14 protein-coding genes are annotated in these 17778 nt (G+C 59.2%); 8 read left to right on the top strand and 6 right to left on the bottom strand.

The features are described 5' to 3' along the window. Positions 1 to 3: 3 nt before the first annotated feature. From J7400_RS17015 to J7400_RS17040, 6 genes are all read right to left on the bottom strand, one after another. A complete protein-coding gene (locus tag J7400_RS17015) occupies positions 4 to 2367 on the bottom strand; it encodes a xanthine dehydrogenase family protein molybdopterin-binding subunit (protein WP_209065287.1) in 2364 nt (787 codons plus the stop codon). A 109-nt stretch (positions 2368 to 2476) separates the two neighbouring features. Continuing rightward, positions 2477 to 2962, bottom strand: a complete 486-nt coding sequence (locus J7400_RS17020) for a (2Fe-2S)-binding protein (protein ID WP_209065288.1) — start codon at positions 2960 to 2962, stop codon at positions 2477 to 2479. A gap of 145 nt (positions 2963 to 3107) precedes the next feature. Beyond that, positions 3108 to 4127: a molybdopterin-binding protein gene (locus J7400_RS17025; protein WP_209065289.1), complete on the bottom strand. Its 1020-nt coding sequence runs from the start codon at positions 4125 to 4127 to the stop codon at positions 3108 to 3110. Further along, entirely contained in the window at positions 4124 to 5092 is a 969-nt protein-coding gene (locus J7400_RS17030) for an XdhC family protein (RefSeq protein ID WP_209065290.1), read from the bottom strand. The genes J7400_RS17025 and J7400_RS17030 overlap by 4 nt, the downstream gene beginning before the upstream one ends. Before the next feature lie 93 nt (positions 5093 to 5185). After that, on the bottom strand, positions 5186 to 6442 hold the full coding sequence (locus J7400_RS17035; protein ID WP_209065291.1) for a VWA domain-containing protein: 1257 nt from the start codon (positions 6440 to 6442) through the stop codon (positions 5186 to 5188). 60 nt (positions 6443 to 6502) lie between these two features. Continuing rightward, complete coding sequence (locus tag J7400_RS17040) at positions 6503 to 7411, bottom strand: MoxR family ATPase (protein WP_209065292.1); 909 nt, start codon at positions 7409 to 7411, stop codon at positions 6503 to 6505. A 207-nt stretch (positions 7412 to 7618) separates the two neighbouring features. On the opposite strand from J7400_RS17040, the gene J7400_RS17045 reads away from it, so the two are divergent. The 8 genes from J7400_RS17045 (at position 7619) to J7400_RS17080 (ending at position 17778) form a co-directional block, all read left to right on the top strand. Then, a complete protein-coding gene (locus tag J7400_RS17045; protein WP_209065293.1) occupies positions 7619 to 8563 on the top strand; it encodes a phosphoadenosine phosphosulfate reductase in 945 nt (314 codons plus the stop codon). Between the two features lie 61 nt (positions 8564 to 8624). After that, positions 8625 to 9671 (top strand): dihydroorotase, encoded by a 1047-nt coding sequence (gene pyrC, locus J7400_RS17050; RefSeq protein ID WP_209065294.1) that lies wholly within the window; start codon positions 8625 to 8627, stop codon positions 9669 to 9671. A 21-nt stretch (positions 9672 to 9692) separates the two neighbouring features. Further along, on the top strand, positions 9693 to 10373 hold the full coding sequence (locus J7400_RS17055) for an orotate phosphoribosyltransferase (RefSeq protein ID WP_209065295.1): 681 nt from the start codon (positions 9693 to 9695) through the stop codon (positions 10371 to 10373). Between the two features lie 209 nt (positions 10374 to 10582). Then, entirely contained in the window at positions 10583 to 12070 is a 1488-nt protein-coding gene (locus tag J7400_RS17060; RefSeq protein ID WP_209065296.1) for a replicative DNA helicase, read from the top strand. 238 nt (positions 12071 to 12308) lie between these two features. Continuing rightward, positions 12309 to 13346: an alanine racemase gene (alr, locus tag J7400_RS17065; RefSeq protein ID WP_209065297.1), complete on the top strand. Its 1038-nt coding sequence runs from the start codon at positions 12309 to 12311 to the stop codon at positions 13344 to 13346. Further along, positions 13343 to 14128 carry an ABC transporter permease gene (locus tag J7400_RS17070; protein ID WP_209065298.1) on the top strand — a complete coding sequence of 262 codons (786 nt, stop codon included), beginning with the start codon at positions 13343 to 13345 and terminating at the stop codon, positions 14126 to 14128. Before alr ends, J7400_RS17070 begins: the two co-directional genes overlap by 4 nt. Next, positions 14125 to 14871, top strand: coding sequence for an ATP-binding cassette domain-containing protein (locus J7400_RS17075; protein WP_209065299.1), 747 nt, complete (start codon positions 14125 to 14127; stop codon positions 14869 to 14871). Before J7400_RS17070 ends, J7400_RS17075 begins: the two co-directional genes overlap by 4 nt. 492 nt (positions 14872 to 15363) lie before the next feature. Further along, entirely contained in the window at positions 15364 to 17778 is a 2415-nt protein-coding gene (locus tag J7400_RS17080; protein ID WP_209065300.1) for a calcium-binding protein, read from the top strand.

Genomic DNA, 17778 nt, shown 5'->3' on the forward strand with positions numbered 1-17778 from the left:
TCCTTAGGCGTTCATCGCCGCCCAGACGCGCGATGGCGACACGGGCATATCTACATGATCAACTTTGTGGCCACCGGATTGCAGCGCGTCAACCACAGCGTTGACAACTGCGGGTGGTGAACCGATTGCACCAGCCTCGCCACAGCCTTTCACGCCCAGTGGGTTATGCGTACAAGGCGTCTGGCTGGAGTGGTCGACACTGTAGAACGGCACATCGCTGGCACGCGGCATCGCGTAATCCATGTAAGACGCGCTCAAGAGCTGACCGTTTTCATCATAAGCCGCGTTTTCCAACAGCGCCTGACCGATGCCTTGGCCGATACCGCCGTGAACCTGACCATCAACGATCATCGGGTTCACAACATTGCCAAAGTCATCTGCGGCAGAGAACGCCTCGATGGTGACTTTCCCGGTCTCCGGATCCACTTCAACCTCACAGGCATAAGCGCCGGAAGGATATGTGAAGTTAGCCGGATCATAAAACGCCGTCTCTTCCAGGCCCGGCTCAATGTCCTCCAATGGGTAGTTATGAGGCACATAAGCGGCCAGTGTCACATCACCCCAGGCCACGGATTTGTCCGTGCCCGCGACGGAGAATGTACCGTCTTTCAACTCGATGTCCGCTTCAGCAGCTTCAAGCAGGTGTGCGGCGATTTTCTTGGTTTTGGCAATGATCTTCTCGGTCGCGCGGACCATCGCAGAGCCACCAACCGCAAGCGAGCGGGAGCCATAGGTACCCATCCCCATTGGGGCTTTGTCGGTGTCGCCATGCTCGATCTCGACCATGCTTTCGTCGATACCAATCATTTCGGCAATCACCTGCGGGAAGGAGGTCTCATGCCCCTGCCCATGGCTGTGGCTGCCTGTCATGACGACCAGACCACCGGTCGCATTCACACGGACCGTTGCACTCTCATAAAGACCCGCCCGCGCACCAAGCTGACCAACCAGATTGGACGGCGCGATGCCGCAAGCCTCAATGTAGCAATTCACACCAAGGCCACGCAGTTTACCACGCGCTTCGCTTTCTTTGCGGCGCGCTTCGAAGCCCGAGAAATCAGCGATCTTCTCAAGTGCATCCATGGTGCCGTGATAATCACCGGTGTCATATTCGACCGCCACCGGCGTGGCATAGGGGAACTCCGTGATGAAATTCTGGCGGCGCAGCGCGATCGGATCAACTCCAAGCTCGCGTGCGGCTTTGTCGATCACCCGCTCCAGCTGATAGGTCGCTTCCGGGCGACCCGCGCCGCGATAGGCGTCAACAGGCACCGTATTGGTGAAGACCGCTTTGACGTTTACATAAATCAAGGGCGTCTTGTAGTTCCCCGCCATGAGCGTGCCATGCAGCCAAGTCGGAACCGATGGCGCGAAGGTGCTGAGGTAGGCCCCCATGTTCGCATGGGTATCGGTGCGAATGGCCGTGAAGTTGTTTTCCGCATCCAGCGCCAATTCGATCTTGGTCACGTGGTCGCGGCCATGCGCATCAGAAATGAAGGCTTCAGACCGGGTTGAGGTCCATTTCACCGCACGGTTCAGCGCTTTGGCCGCAAAGGTGCAGAACGCTTCTTCGGCGTAGTGGAAGATCTTGGTCCCAAACCCGCCACCAACGTCCGGCGCAACCACGCGCAATTTATGCTCAGGAATGCCCAACACAAATGCGCCCATCAGAAGGCGGATTACATGGGGGTTCTGACTTGTGGTGTAAAGCGTGCTGTCACCGGTGCCACGGTTGAAATCACCAATCGCAACGCGTGGTTCCATCGGGTTGGCAACAAGCCGGTTGTTGCGCAGCTCCAATGTGGTCACATGCGCCGCCGCCTCAAAGGCCGCATCAACCGCAGGTTTGTTTTCTTCAACAAATCCCCAGTCATAGCAAAGATTGGAGGTCAAATCGTCGTGAACCTTGGTGGCCCCGTCCGCCAGCGCGGCTTTCATGTCCACAACGGCTGGCAGCTCCTCCAGATCAACTTCGATGGCCTCAGCCGCATCGCGCGCCTGCTCAAGCGTTTCGGCAACCACAGCGGCGATCTGATCGCCAACATAACGCACCTTGCCTTGCGCCAGCACCGGGTGCGCGGGTTCCTGCATCGGCTCGCCGTGACGGTCCGTCACCTGCCAGCCACAAGGAATGCCACCCACACCTTCAAAATCCGCACCGGTGAAAATCTTCAAGACGCCTGGCATGGCCGCGGCGGCTTCGGTGTTGATGGACGTGATCCGGCCATGCGCAACATCGGAGCGCAGGAAGTGCACATAGGCCTGCCCGCTCACATTGATATCGTCCGTATAGTTGCCGGTCCCACTCAGGAACCGCACGTCTTCGCGCCGCTTGGGGCTGGCGCCGATGCCATGATCTTTTGGCATGTCTTTCCTCCCTAATAACCGGGGTGGTGCGCGCATCTTGCGGCTCTCGACGCCCGGTCCGTGATCTCAAACACGTTCGTCCGCGCCTCCTCCTGCGCAGCGAACAGTCTTATTCGGCAGCAATGCTGCTCACGTCCTGACCGCTGGCCGCCATGATCGCCTTGACGATATTGTGGTAGCCTGTGCAGCGGCAGATATTGCCTTCCAGATGATGGCGCACCTCTGCCTCGGTTGGCTTGGGGTTGGCTTTGAGCAGGTCTGCTGCGGACATGATCATGCCCGGCGTGCAAAAGCCGCACTGAAGACCGTGATGATCCTGAAAGGCCTGCTGCAGAGCATTCAATGTGCCATCAGCCGCAGCCTGACCTTCGATGGTCGATACGTCTGCCCCGTCTGCCTCCATGGCCAGCATAGTGCAGGATTTCACTGCAACGCCATCCACATGCACAACGCAAGCGCCGCATTGGCTTGTGTCGCATCCAACGTGTGTGCCTGTCAGGCCCAGGGTTTCTCTCAAAAATTGACTGAGCAAAGTGCGTCCTTCGGCATCTCCGGACATTTGCTTGCCGTTCACAGTCATGGTGACCTGTGACATTGGCTCCTCCCGCATTAGTGGCTTTGTCATTGCTCAGGAGTAAAGCAGCCCCCTTGGCGATTGAGAACCCGCTTTTTCAAAGGATCGGGAGAATGCGTTTAGACATTGGTCGTATGTGCATAAAAAACCGAGCCTGCTGCTGCGGTTAAACACCTTTCTCGCGTGGCATGGGGCGCGTTGGGATCTCTTTGAGTAATCCGCCAACTCCCATGGCCGCGATGTCACTGTGGCTGACCTCTTCGCCACAGACAACGCGTTCCAAAACCCAATCCGCACCATTTAGCGCCGGAGATCGGGCGCAGCCTGGCAAACCGATCACCGGCTTTTCACCCAAGCGGCCAAGAAACAAAAGGTTTCCCGGATCCACCGGCATGCCAAAGCGCTCCACAGTGCCCCCGGCCTCACGCAAAGCCTGCGGGGCCACATCCAATGTGTCCGACGTTGCCGAGGCCGTGAGCACAAAAATAACCTGACCTGTCACCTGCTCAATCGCGCTGGCCAGCGCGCCGACCTCATGGGCGACAAGCACACGCGGCGACAACGTCATACCCATGCGCTCCACACGCCCAGCCATCGCGCGGCGACCTTTGTCAGAAGGCGTATCGCCAGCGATTGTGGTCTCAATCAGCGTCGCAGAAGAGAAAATCGGAGGATGCAACACGAGAGCGTCCTCAACCACAGAACAGACAGCATCCAGCGCTGCCTGCGGCACCGAATAGGAGATGATTTTTATCGTTGCGACCATACCATCCGCATCGACACGATGGCGGTCCGGCACGGTCGCCAATGTGATCATGGGATCAACGCTATTGATATGATTGACCATATCCGCATTGATGCGCACCAAACCACAGCCTTTGGCGTAGAGATTGACCCGCCCGGCACCTGCGCCGGTGGCCCGAAATCCCGCGCGCGCTTTGCCTTCCAGCAGAACAGATGCCAGTTGCGCGGCCGCAGAGTCTTCATCCACGTCACCATCTTCCAGCCGCGCAACGGTGACTGTTTCCATCCCAGCGCGTCCCAAAGCTGAGAGGTCCTCAGCGGTCAGGCAGGTTCCTTTCGGAATACGCTTGGGTTTACCAACGGCCTCTGATGCGGGCAGCACCAAGGAGTGTGCGAGGATCGCACCTTCCGCTTCTGCGAGGGCAACAGAGCCGAACTTCATGCGCCTTTCCTCAACACACGGAGTAGTTCGCCCATAATCGAGACCGCAATCTCCGCAGGGCTAGCCGCTCCGATGTCCAAGCCAATTGGCCCATGAATACGCGCAATCTGCGCGTCCTCAAATCCGGCCTCTGTAAGGCGCTCCACCCGTTTTGCATGGGTGCGCGTGCTTCCAAGCGCACCGATATAAAAAGCTTTGGAATTTAGAGCGATGTGCAACGCGGGGTCGTCCAACTTCGGGTCATGGGTCAGCAATACAAGCGCGGTGCGTGCATCAAGCCCGATTTGCTCCATCGCTTCGTCAGGCCAATCCTCGATGATCTTCTCGCCGGGAAACCGCGCCTCTGAGCCAAAGGCGGAACGCGGGTCAACGATCACCGGATCAAACCCCGCAATGCGTGCCATGGGCACCAGCGCTTGTGCAATGTGGACCGCGCCAACCACAGCCACTCTCAAAGGGGGATTGTGGATGGCAACAAAACGCCCGTCGTCCTCAACGCCAGATCGGTCCATGCGGAAGCGGTCTTCAAATCCTTCCGAGGTGAGCACGCCACCTCCGGTTTCAACATCACACACATAGGCCACCGCCTTGCGGGCCGCGCGAGCGTCTACAAGCTCAGCCAGCACCTCTTCGCTCAAAACCGCCCCCACAGGCTCTACCAATACCTTGATGGTGCCCCCGCAGGCTAGGCCCACAGCAAAAGCATCTCCATCACTCACGCCAAATTCCAGCAGGGTGCCTTTGCCGCTGTCGAGCGCATCCATCGCTTCGACCATCACCGCGCCTTCGACACAGCCGCCTGAAACCGAGCCTTCGATCTGCCCGTCGCCAGAGATCACCATCTGCGCGCCGACACGTCGCGGCGCAGACCCCCAGGTCTCCACCACCGTTGCCAGCGCTGCACCCCGCCCTGCGCGGTGCCACTCCAACGCCAGCTCGGGCGCGTCTTTAGGTGATTGGCTCATGATGACCTCCCTCGTCTCGGCTGAACATGGGGGAGCCCTTTGCGTAACACAAGACCACTTGGCCTCGCTCCCATCGCACACAGGCACGCCAGCTTATTGAATTCCCTGCAAAAGCCGCGCCTTCTCACCGATGTCATCCGGCCGAGACAAGGCCTCCGCCAAGGCCTCGATAGACGCAATGGAATGGCCAGCGCGAAAGCTGTCCACATGGGGCAGCATGGCGCGAATGCCTTGCGCTTTGGCGGCAAACCCCTCCCAGCGCAGCAAAGGGTTGAGCCAGATGAGCCGCCGCGCCGACAGATGCAGACGCTGCATCTCCTTGCTGAGATCCTCAGGCGTGCCGCGATCCAGACCGTCCGATATCAGCAGCACAACTGCGCCCTGCCCCATCACCCGACGCGACCAATCCCGGTTAAAGACGTGCAAACATTCGCCAATCCGCGTACCACCTTCCCAGTCCTGCGCCTCAGCACCAGCGGCGGCCAAAGCAGCATCCACATCCCGGGTTGCGAGATGGCGTGTGATATTGGTCAGCCGTGTGCCGAACGTGAAGCCATGCACCCGCGCCCATGCCGCGCCCTTTTGATTGGCCACGGCATGCAGAAAATGCAGCACCATGCGGCTGTATTGACTCATGGAGCCGGAAATATCGCAGATCACCACAAGATTGGGCCAGCGCGTGCGGCGGCTCTTGCGCGCGATTTCGGAGAGATCTCCTCCCTGTCGCATGGATTTGCGCATGGTGGCGCGCCAATCCACGCCCGAGCCAAGAGGATCCGCTTTGGTGCGCCGAGATTGAATGGGCTGCACAGGCAATTTTAGCCGCGCCAGCATGCGCTTGGCCTGGGCAACTTCATCGGTGCTCATCTGCTCAAAGTCCAGCGTGCGCAGCTTTTCCTCTGATGACATCGTCATGGAGGCGTCAATCTCGATCTGTGTGCCTTCTTCCTCCTGCGTTTCCGCCTCCGGCAGCTCAGCATTTGTCCCGTCAAGCAGCGCCTCCGCGGCGCGTTTCTCCCCTGCTTGGGCTGTGCGATCTTCTTGCACGCCGCGCACGGCGGGCAGCATCATGGACATCATGTGCTCAAGATATCGCGGATCTCGCCAGTAGAGCCGGAACACTTGCGCGAAGGTGGTGCGGTGCTCAGGGCGTGACACAAAACACGCATGCAGCGTGCAATAGAAATCCTGTTTGCTGGTGAAACCTGCCGCCTCAACAGCCTGTATCGCATCCAGCAGCCGCCCCGGACCAATCGGCAAACCGGCTTTGCGAAGGGCGCGTGCAAACCACGTGATATTCTGCGTCAGCTTGGGGTCATCCGGAATGTCGAGTGGGAGGTATTCAGGCATTGCGCCCAACGGGGGGCCAGCCCCCCGCACCCCCCGGGATATTTGAGGCAAGAGGAAACATCAGGCCGGTTCCAAGGATACGCGCAATTCGTCCAGAAGCCGCTTGGCCTCTGATCCCTGAAGCTTGGCGATATCATCCTGATACTTCAGCACCGCACCGAGCGTGTCCGCAATCACCTGTGGGCTGAGCGTCAAAACATCGAGCGCCAGCAGACATTTGGCCCAATCAATGGTTTCCGCGACTCCGGGTTTCTTAAACAGATCTTCGGTGCGCAGCTTCTGCACAAAGGCCACGACCTCCCGGCTCAAACTGGCGGCTGCTTCTGGCGCACGGGCCTGCAAAATGGACATCTCGCGCTCAAAGTCTGGGTAATCCACCCAATGATACAGGCAGCGGCGTTTGAGCGCGTCGTGGACCTCACGCGTCCGGTTGGAGGTGACAATCACAATGGGTGGCTCTGGCGCTTTGATGGTGCCAAGCTCCGGGATCGTCACCTGAAAGTCGCTCAATGCTTCCAGCAGAAAGGCTTCAAAAGGCTCGTCCGTCCGGTCAAGCTCATCAATAAGGAGCACCGGCGCCCCGGCTGGGTCAGGCCGCATGGCCTTGAGCAGCGGGCGTTCCACGAGGTAGTCCTGACTGAAGAGCTCTTCCTGAAGAGCTGTGCGGTCCGCACCGCCACTCGCCTCTGCCGTGCGGATTGCCACCATCTGGGCCGCAAAGTTCCATTCATAGACAGCGCTGGCCGCGTCCAACCCTTCGTAGCATTGCAGACGGATCAGATTGCGATTGAGGGCCGCCGAAAGCGCCTTGGCGATTTCGGTTTTGCCAACACCCGCCTCCCCTTCGAGAAAAATCGGACGCCCCAGGCGCAGAGCCAGAAAGACCACCGTGGCCAATGGACGGCCACAAACGTAGCCTTCTGCCGCGAGCATGGATTGAACCGCGTCAATACTTTCAATGGCTTGCATAAGTCCCCGCCTTGTGTCCCGCATCATAAATCGCCGGGTCAGGCTGCACAGCCCATGCAGGAAGGTCAAGCGCAGGGGGCTGGGACAAAAGTTGTAGAAAAACCGCGCCGCTCCACATTTCTGCCGCAAATGATTCCTATTCTGTCCTGCAAGAGCCAAAAATGGACGCCACACAACCGGACAAACCGGGCGCCAAAGGGAAAAGAGATGCAGGATTCACCCAATGGGTTTGACACGCCAATGCTCGGCTTGTCCAAAGCGGCTTGGCTGCGACAGCTGAAGGATGTGGTTGAAAAACATGGCCATTTCCAACCTTTGGGCCGACAACATTGCGCCACGTTGATCGAAGACAAGCCTGTCCTCTTGGTGACCTTTGAAACCATTGACGGCATTCAATCACGCGCAGACACCGGGCAGCCGCTGGGTTGGGAGCTGGTGCGCGAGCTGGGCTGGTCACATCTTTGTATTCTCAGCAACGGCGACACCTGGTTTCGCGATCCGGCGGTGTTTGCCTATTTTGACCAACTCAAAGCTGACGGCTTTTTTGGGCGCTTTGACGAAGTGGTGTTTTATGGAACAGGCCCCTGCGGTTATGCCGCAGCGGCCTTTTCTGCGGCCGCCCCAGAAGCGCAAGTTGTGGCGGTGCAGCCGCAAGCGACGCTCGCACCAAGACTGGCTGGTTGGGACCACCGTTTCCCAAAGGCGCGGCGACTGGCGTTTGAGGGACCATACGGGTTTGCCCCTCAGATGGCCGCCACTGCGGATCGGTGCTTTGTGATCTATGATCCGCATGAAGCTCTGGATGCGATGCATGCGACCCTCTTTTCCATCGACAACAGCACTCTTCTCCCCACGCCCTTTCTCGGTGCCGCGATCGAAAACGATTTGCTCGAGATGCAAATCCTCTATCGGGTTCTTGTGAAAGCTGGGGCGGGAACACTCAGCCGCGGGGCCTTCTACAAGCTTTATCGGGCGCGGCAGGGGCATTTGCCCTACCTGAACCGCCTGCTGGATGCGGTGAGCGGGAAAAAGCGGCCCTTTGTCAGCGCCCTGCTCTGTGCCAATGTCGCACGCCGCCTGAAAGCGCCGCGCTTCCTGCGGCATCTGAACGGATTGGCGCGGGCTGCCGAGCAGGGGCGGCTTGCAGGCTAAACGCCCAAAACCATCACATCAAAGGCTAGCCAGCACACCTGCTTTTGTGTAAGGCGCAGGCATGACCCAAAGCCTGACGATTGCCCGCCCCGATGACTGGCACCTGCATCTGCGCGATGGCGCGATGCTGAAAGCCGTTCTGCCTGAAACCGCTCGCCATTTTGCCCGCGCGATCATCATGCCGAATCTGGTGCCACCTGTAGTGACCGGCGCGCAGGCCGCAGCCTATAAAGACCGCATTATGGCGGCGCTGCCGGAGGGCATGGACTTCGCCCCTCTGATGACGCTTTACCTCACCGAGGACAGTGACCCCGAAGATATCGCAGCGGCACATGCCAGCGGGCTTATCAAAGCCGTGAAACTTTATCCGGCGGGTGCAACCACGAACTCTGCAAGCGGCGTGGCCAACTTCAAAAACGTGCGTGCGGCTTTGGAAAAAATGGCCGAGATTGGCCTGCCGCTCTGTGTGCATGGCGAGGTCACCGACCACGACATTGATATTTTTGATCGCGAGGCGGTGTTTATCGACCGCGTTCTGGATCCGATCCGCAAAGCCACACCGGGTCTGCGCGTTGTCATGGAACATATCACAACCAAAGACGGTGTTGCCTATGTGCAAGACAATGCGACCGATCTGGGCGCAACAATCACCACGCACCATCTGATCATCAACCGCAACCACATCCTCGTGGGCGGCATCAAACCGCACTATTACTGCCTGCCTGTGGCCAAACGCGAAGAGCACCGCCTGGCGCTGCGCGCAGCGGCAACGTCGGGTGATGCGCGCTTTTTCTTAGGCACCGACAGCGCGCCTCATGTGGACGATTTGAAAGAAAACGCCTGTGGCTGTGCGGGCTGCTTTACCGCGACCAACACAATGGCGCTTCTGGCGCATGTGTTTGAAGAAGAAAACGCGCTTGAGAATCTGGAGAAATTCGCAAGCCGCAACGGCCCGAGCTTCTATGGGCTGCCTGTGAACGACGCCAAGCTCACGCTGACCAAAGGCGCCGAAGCCGCCGTTTTCCCAGAGAAAATTGAATGCTCTGACGGGCCGGTCACTGTGTTTGATCCGGGCTTTGACGTGTTCTGGAACGTCGCCGACCAATAACTGCTGCCAAAGGACATTGAGATGATCCCAACCGCCTTCCCGCCGAAAGAAGAAATTGCCCGCCTTACAGCCCGTATGCTGCTGGAAATTGGCGCGGTGAACTTCAACACCGATGAGCCTTACACGCTGGCCTCCGGCCTGCCGTCCCCAAGCTATATCGATTGCCGCAAGCTGATTTCCTTCCCGCGCATCCGTGCGACGCTGATGGATTTCATGACAGTCACCGTGATGCGCGAAGCCGGGTTTGAAGCGTTTGACAACATCGCTGGTGGCGAAACTGCCGGCATCCCTTTTGCCGCATTGGTGGCAGAACGCATGGCGCTGCCAATGACCTATGTGCGCAAGAAACCAAAAGGTTACGGCAAGAACGCCCGCATTGAAGGCGCGATGAGCGAAGGCGAGCGCGTGCTGCTGGTGGAAGACCTGACCACCGATGGCGGCTCCAAGCTGTCCTTTGTGGATGCGATTCGCGAGACTGGTGCAAGCTGCAGCAACACCGCAGTGATCTTCTACTATGACATCTTCCCGGAAACCGAGAAAACGCTCGGCGACCATGGGGTGGCGCTGCACTATCTCTGCACCTGGTGGGATGTGCTGGCCGAAGCGAAAGCGCAGGGAGCCTTCTCTGAAGAGACGCTGGCCGAGGTAGAAACCTTCCTCAAAGATCCGCGCGCCTGGCAAGAGGCCCGCAAGAACGGCTAGGGCCAAACCATCGGCAAAATCTGTCTCACGCCGGCCTGACGTGCAGGCGTGAGAACGCTGCTTTGACCCTATATGTTGACGAGGCGCTGCTTCGTTTGACAATATCGGGTGGACAGTAGTTATCCACAGGTGTTCCACAGAAACATACAGTTTGCCCGGCATAGGTGCGGTTGTTACAACCGACGCTTAGGGGGCAGTTGGGCAAGATCATGAACGAAATTTCGAGTATCAATCCGGGCGCTGAGGCAGCACCTGAAGAAGACCCAATGCCGCATTCCATTGAGGCTGAGCAACAGCTTCTGGGTGCGATTCTGACCAACAACGACATCTTTGACCGGGTCGCCTCGATCATCACCTCCGAGCATTTTTATGAGCCTGTGCATGCGCGGATTTTTGAGGTGGCTGCGGCGCGGATTGCGAAGAACAATCTGGCCTCCCCTGTGACGCTGAAGGCCTTTCTGGAAGACGACGAAGGCCTGAAAGAACTGGGCGGTCCGGCGTATCTTCTGCGTCTGGCTGGTGCGGCCATTTCTGCTTTTGCGGCAGGGGATTACGCGCAGATCATCTATGATCTGGCGATGCGGCGCGAGCTGATTGGGCTGGGCAATGACATTGCAACCAGAGCCAAGAAAGCCGACATCAAACTGGAGCCGAAAGAGCAGATCGTTCAGGCCGAACAGGCGCTCTACAAGCTCTCGGAGCAAGGCTCCTCAGAGCGCGGCTTTGTGAGCTTTCTGAAGGCGGTCACAGAGGCTGTGAACACCGCCAACGCCGCCTATCAGCGTGAGGGTGGTCTTGCCGGGATTTCCACCGGTCTGATTGACCTGGATAAGAAGCTCGGGGGTCTGCACCCGTCAGACCTTCTGATCCTTGCGGGTCGTCCGTCGATGGGGAAAACCTCGCTCGCAACCAACGTCGCGTTTAACGTGGCCAAAGCCTACAAAAAAGGCATCAAGCCGGATGGCTCTGAAGGGGCCGTTGAAGGCGGGGTGGTTGGCTTCTACAGCCTTGAAATGTCGGCAGAACAGCTGGCGGCGCGTATCCTGTCTGAGGCGGCTGAGATACCTTCGGAACAGATCCGTAAGGGGGACATGACCGAGGAGGAATTCCGTCGGTTTGTGCAGGCCGCAAAGGACCTTGAAGCCTGCCCGCTCTTCATTGACGACACCCCTGCCCTGCCGATTGCACAGCTTGCGGCGCGGGCGCGACGCCTCAAACGGACCCACGGGCTTGATCTGCTGATCATCGACTATTTGCAGCTTTGCCGCGGCACGGCGGACAACCGGGTGCAGGAAATCGCGGAGATTTCCATGGGGATGAAAGCCATCGCCAAGGAGCTCAATATCCCGGTGATCGCGCTGTCCCAGCTCTCGCGTACGGTGGAGAGCCGCGACGATAAACGTCCTCAGCTCAGTGACTTGCGGGAATCGGGCTCGATCGAGCAGGACGCCGATGTGGTGATGTTCGTGTTCCGTGAGGAATACTATGTGGAGCGTGAAAAGCCCTCTGATGACCGTCTGGATGAGATGGCCGCCTGGCAGGAGCGCATGGAGCGTTTGCACGCCAAAGCAGAGGTGATCCTCGGCAAGCAGCGTCACGGCCCGATTGGCACGGTAGAGCTGAGCTTCGAGGGGCGGTTCACCCGCTTTGGCAACCTTGTGCAGCCCTGGCAGCAGGGAGGGGCGGAGGAGTACTGACCTCCGCTTTTTTAGCGCGAACGAATCAAAAGGTAAACGGCGTCTCAGCGCCAAAACGGGACGTCGGTATCGCGTCGGTATCCCTACGGTATTGCGTAGGTGGAATTGTCACAAAGCCGCCAAATCGAGATCGTTTATGCAGCGGACGTTGCGCAACAGCGAAACAGAGCCCCGCATCCGAAAATTCACCACGTCTTAGCCCTTGACCTTGTGCGGTGAGGCGTCAACAAACGCCTTCATGGCTACTGCAACTTTGACAATCGATCTGGACGCGCTGCTGCACAACTGGCGGGCGCTGGATGCGCGCACAAGCGCGGAGACCGCCGCCGTGGTGAAGGCGGATGGATATGGTTTGGGCGCGGACCGCGTGGCGCGGGCTTTGATGCGCGCCGGTGTGACCCGCTTTTTCGTCGCTGCCGCCGAAGAAGGTGCCTCGCTGCGACAGGCGGTGGGACCCGATCCGGAGATCAATATCTTCAGCGGCCATATGCGCGGCGACACCGATATGATCAGCGATCTGGGGCTGACCCCGATGCTGAACTCGGTGGATCAGATCGTGCGCCATGTGGAAGCCCTGCCCGCGCACCCGTTTGGCGTTCAGCTGGACACAGGCATGAACCGCCTTGGGCTGGAAGCGCCCGAATGGGACGCGGTGCGCGAATTGGTTCTGCAACGCGGCCCGACCCTTTTGATGTCGCATTTGGCCTGCGCCGATGATCCGGAGCATCCGATGAACCCGCGCCAGCTTGCCGCGTTCAAAGAGATGACCGACGGCTTGGATGTGCCCCGCTCGCTGGCTGCGACCGGCGGCATTCTCCTGGGCTCTGACTATCACTTTGATCTGACCCGTCCGGGTGTGGGGCTTTATGGCGGGATGCCATTTGTCGAGGCCACGCCGGTGACGACGCTCAGCATCCCTGTCATCCAGGTGCGTGATGTGCCGGCAGGCGAAAGCGTCGGCTACTCCAACACCTGGATTGCCGAGCGCGACAGCCGCGTGGCAACCATTGCCGCAGGCTATGCGGATGGCATCATCCGCGCCATGGGCGAAAAGGTCGATGTGTTTGCCGGTGAGGCGCGCTGTCCGCTGATTGGCCGCATTTCGATGGATATGATCGGCATTGATGTGACCGACCTGTCAGAAGAACCCCGCGAGGTGGAGCTGCTGGGACAGCACCAGTCCGTGGACACGCTGGCCGATGCGGCAGGCACCATCGGCTATGAAATCCTGACCTCCATGGGGCAGCGCTATCAGCGCCGTTATAAAGTGTCATGAGTGTTCTGCTCAAACCTCTGAATGCGATTGGCCGCAACACACTGTCGATCCTCAACACCATCGGGGATGTGGCGCTGTTCCTTTGGGGCGCGTTGAGCCATATCTTCCGTCCGCCGTTTTACGGCCGCGAGTTTCTCAATGCCCTGTTTAACATCGGCTGGCTGAGCCTGCCTGTGGTGGGCATGACCGCGATTTTCACCGGTGGCGCGCTGGCGTTGCAGATCTATGACGGCTCTTCGCGATTTTCCGTGGAAAGCGTGGTGCCGCAAATCGTGGCCATCGGCATGGTGCGCGAACTTGGCCCTGTGCTTGTGGGCCTGATGGTGGCCGCGCGGGTGACAAGCTCGATTGCCGCAGAGATTGCCACCATGAAGGTGACCGAGCAGATTGACGCGCTGGTGACGCTGTCGACCCATCCGATGAAATATTTGACCGCGCCACGTGTGCTGGCCGCCGCGATTGTGGTGCCGGTGCTGGTGGGCATCGGCGATGTGATCGGCATTTATGGCGGCTTTCTGGTGGCCACGGAAAACCTTGGCTTCAATCCGGCCAATTATGTGCGCAACACCACAAACTTCCTGCATCTGAATGACATTGTCTCAAGCCTTGTGAAAGGCTGCGCCTTTGGCGTGATCTCCGCGGTCATGGGCTGTTATTTCGGGATGAACTCGGGCCGCGGCGCACAGGGTGTGGGCCAGGCCACCAAAAGCTCGGTGCAGGCCGCAGCTGTGTTGATCCTCGCCGCGAACTTTGTGCTGACAGGGCTGTTTTTCTCCTCATGATCCGCTTTGACAACGTCCATAAGAGCTTTGGCCCCAAACAGGTGCTGCGCGGGGTGAACCTTGAGATTGCCAAGGGCAGCTCCATGGTGATCATCGGCGGCTCCGGCACCGGGAAATCGGTGATGCTGAAGTCGGTGCTGGGGCTGGTGAGCCCGGACAGCGGCCAGATCATGGTGGATGGCAAAGACACCACCCACGGGGATCGCGATGCATTTCTGGCCCAGTTTGGCATGTTGTTTCAGGGCGGCGCGCTGTTTGACAGTATGTCGGTTTGGCAGAATGTGGCCTTCCGCCTGCTGCGCGGCAGCCTGAAACGCCCCAAAGCCGAGGCGCGCGAGATTGCCATTGAAAAGCTGCGCCGCGTGGGGCTGACCCCGGATGTGGCGGATCTCTACCCGTCCGAACTTTCCGGCGGCATGCAGAAACGTGTGGGCTTGGCCCGCGCGATTGCGGCGCAACCTGACATCATCTTCTTTGACGAGCCGACCACCGGGCTGGACCCGATTATGTCAGGCGTCATCAATGACTTGATCCGTGAAATCGTGGTGGAGATGGGGGCCACGGCCATGACCATCACCCACGATATGAGTTCTGTGCGCGCGATTGCCGACAATGTGGCCATGCTGCATGGCGGGGTGATCCAGTGGACCGGCCCCGTGGCGGATATGGATGCCAGCGGCGACCCTTATGTGACCCAGTTCATTTCGGGCAGCGCCGAAGGCCCGATTGAGGCGGTGCGGTGAACGGACCTATTTGGGGGCTCTCTGCGACTTTGATCATTTTGCCGCTGTGGATGTGCCTCCTTTGCATACCACGCGCACGGCACAATACCATCACGCGAAGGTATACCATTGAGGGTTTTGCCGCTCTATTCGTCGGCATCGCTTGCCTTATTTCAGCGTCGGCATGGTCGTCGCAGCTTGATACACTATTTAGAATGGTGAGGTTCCTAGCTTTCCTTTGGCCTTTTTATTCTTGGTTCCGCGTTGTGCGCGCAAGTTCTTTGCGGTGGTATGACGCTTCTCTTGCTGCGTTCTTACTTATATCTATCGCAATGGCCTATCTTATTGTCATGAGCTGACACTAAGTCACGTAAGTCCTTGTTTAGACCTGCGACAAACATTCAGTTTTTCAGGTCACTCTTCGAACCAATTCACGCAGAATGCGAACATTTACCTTTTATCAACTTTCTGTTCGCAGAATGTTCTGCGTGTATTGGTAAAAGGTATATTGGTATGCCAGAAAACGAGCCGCAGACGCCGGTCAATCAGGTTATTGGCACGACGGGCGACGACACCCTCACCACAGGCGCGGGCGTGGACAAGATAAACGGTCACGCCGGGGATGACACCATCACATCGGGGGCGGGCAATGACCTCGCCGCCGGGGATATGGTGGGCAATGAGTGGATCTTTGTCGATGGGCGCTGGGTTTATAACCCTGACGCCATTGTCTCCAACGGGGATGCCGCCAACCGCAGCTACAATGACGTGATTTCAACCGGCGCCGGCGACGACGTTGTCCTGGGCAACGGAGGGGAGGACTTGCTCTCCTCCGGCGCAGGGGACGACACCGTGAACGCAGGCACCGGGGATGACACGGTGGACGGCGGCACAGGCGACGACCTGCTCAATCTGGAGGACGGCCACGATGTGGCGGTCGGCGGAATGGGCGCAGACACGGTGAATGCCGGGGCGGGTCACGATCTGGTTTTCGGCGATTTACAGAACAACAACCTGCTGAGCGGATCCGGCGGCGGTGCCGCCACGCTCAGTCAGATGGCAGCGCAAAGCGGCTGGTCTCTGAGCGAGGCAGATGGCGAAACCGCCCTCAGCCAGTCGGTTCAAACCGAGGCTGGCGAAACCTACACTGTTAGCTTTGAGTTGGCCGCCAACCTTGCCGGTGGCGCGGCCTGCGGCAAGGTTGAGGTGCTCTGGAACGGAGAGGTGATCGGCACGGTGGAGACCACCTCCGGTGTGTTTGAAACCCATAGTTTTGAGGTCTCAGGCACGGGCGAGGCCGGCGGGTTGACCCTGCGCGAAGTGGCCCCACCGGAGGCGGACTCCGAGATTATCTTTGATGGCCCCGTGCCTTATTACCTCAAGGAAGTCACCGTCGGCGCGGACACAACCCATGTTGCGGCCTTCGCCCCCGGACAATCCAAACTCTTCCAGATGATCGACGGGCAACTCAATGTGTTTGACCCGGAAACCGAACAATATGAGCTGGCCGGCCACCCAACCGGGCTGCGCATCAATGCCATTGGGTTCAACACCGAAGATGATTTGATCTACGGCATCGCCAAAGCCAATGGCACCGACGCGCTTGGCAACCCCGTCTCCATACGGGATCTGGTGATGGTCGATGCCGAGGGCTACGCCTACCGGGTCGGGGAAACTCCGGTGGCCGATTATGTGGGCGATTTTGATGACGAGGGGAATCTCTGGACCTTCCAATCCAGCCTCAACCGCGTCACCAAGATTGATGTGGACACCCTTGATGCCAATGGCAATCCGCAGGCGATCAACTACGATCTGCCGGACGGTCTGTTTCGCGGACGTTCCTATGATGTGGCCTATAACGCGCAGGACGGCGCATTTTACGCGGTGGAATCCCCGGGCCGCAATGGCGAGCCGGGCGCGGTGCACCGCATCGATGTGTCTGATGTGCCCAACGGCGGCAGCCCCGCCATCAGCTCCGTGCCCATCACTGCGACGCTTTATGATGATGGCATGAGCTCCGGCATGCCCAAAGGCGCCTATGGCGCAGTCTTCATGGATGGCGAGGGCAACCTCTATTTTGGCCTCAACCGTGGTGACCATGATCTGGATGGCAGCACCGCCGCCGAAGGGGGCATCTACCGCGTAGAGGTCGACTGGGCTGCAGGCACCGCCTATTCCGAATTCATGGCCGAAGCCCAAAGCACCGGCAGCAACGATGGTGCGGTCGACCCGCGCGCGCCCGATCCATTCGCCCCTGTGGATACTGACAGCACGATCCTGCTGCGCAACCCGCAGCTGCTCAGCGATCAGGGCGGCAATGACGATCTGCGGGGCGGCGAAGGCGACGACACCATGCACGGCGGCGGCGGTGACGACACGCTGCACGGTGGCGCAGATGACGACGCCTTGCATGGCGATGCTGGCAGCGACCGCATCATGGCAGGCACAGGGGACGACTTTGCAAGCGGTGGCGCAGGCAACGACAGCCTCACAATGGGTGAAGGTGCTGACACCGCCGAGGGCGGCGCGGGGCGCGACTATATCCACGGCCAAAGCGGCGACGACAGCCTGTCCGGCGATGGCGGGGATGACAAACTGGTCGGCGGCGCCGGTGCCGACACCATCTCAGGAGGCACCGGCAATGACCACCTCTGGGGCGGCAATTGGTGGAAAGACGGCGATGCGGACACTTTTGTCGCCTCCGCTGGTGACGGGCGCGACATGATACATGACTTTGAGGTGGACCACGATGTGATCGACCTCTCAAGCTATGGCATCAGCTATGATGATCTGCAGGCCCATATCCAGGATCAGGGCTGGGCCACGGTGATCGACCTCTCCGCCCTCACCGGCGGCGAAAGCAACGACCGTTTGATCCTGAAATCTGTTGATCCGGACGATCTGGACGAAACAAACTTCCTGCTCTGA

Source organism: Shimia sp. R9_2, from assembly GCF_017743735.1.
Taxonomy (GTDB): Bacteria; Pseudomonadota; Alphaproteobacteria; order Rhodobacterales; family Rhodobacteraceae; genus Shimia.

Bases quoted from the DNA above. Each gene is read 5' to 3' on its own strand.
- J7400_RS17070 (WP_209065298.1), top strand. From the start codon at position 13,343: ATGAGTGTTCTGCTCAAACCTCTGAATGCGATTGGCCGCAACACACTG.
- pyrC (WP_209065294.1), top strand. From the start codon at position 8,625: ATGACCCAAAGCCTGACGATTGCCCGCCCCGATGACTGGCACCTGCAT.
- J7400_RS17060 (WP_209065296.1), top strand. From the start codon at position 10,583: ATGAACGAAATTTCGAGTATCAATCCGGGCGCTGAGGCAGCACCTGAA.
- J7400_RS17020 (WP_209065288.1), bottom strand. From the start codon at position 2,962: ATGTCACAGGTCACCATGACTGTGAACGGCAAGCAAATGTCCGGAGAT.
- J7400_RS17030 (WP_209065290.1), bottom strand. From the start codon at position 5,092: ATGAGCCAATCACCTAAAGACGCGCCCGAGCTGGCGTTGGAGTGGCAC.
- J7400_RS17045 (WP_209065293.1), top strand. From the start codon at position 7,619: ATGCAGGATTCACCCAATGGGTTTGACACGCCAATGCTCGGCTTGTCC.
- J7400_RS17080 (WP_209065300.1), top strand. From the start codon at position 15,364: ATGCCAGAAAACGAGCCGCAGACGCCGGTCAATCAGGTTATTGGCACG.
- J7400_RS17015 (WP_209065287.1), bottom strand. From the start codon at position 2,367: ATGCCAAAAGATCATGGCATCGGCGCCAGCCCCAAGCGGCGCGAAGAC.
- J7400_RS17055 (WP_209065295.1), top strand. From the start codon at position 9,693: ATGATCCCAACCGCCTTCCCGCCGAAAGAAGAAATTGCCCGCCTTACA.
- J7400_RS17035 (WP_209065291.1), bottom strand. From the start codon at position 6,442: ATGCCTGAATACCTCCCACTCGACATTCCGGATGACCCCAAGCTGACG.
- J7400_RS17025 (WP_209065289.1), bottom strand. From the start codon at position 4,127: ATGAAGTTCGGCTCTGTTGCCCTCGCAGAAGCGGAAGGTGCGATCCTC.
- J7400_RS17040 (WP_209065292.1), bottom strand. From the start codon at position 7,411: ATGCAAGCCATTGAAAGTATTGACGCGGTTCAATCCATGCTCGCGGCA.
- J7400_RS17075 (WP_209065299.1), top strand. From the start codon at position 14,125: ATGATCCGCTTTGACAACGTCCATAAGAGCTTTGGCCCCAAACAGGTG.
- alr (WP_209065297.1), top strand. From the start codon at position 12,309: ATGGCTACTGCAACTTTGACAATCGATCTGGACGCGCTGCTGCACAAC.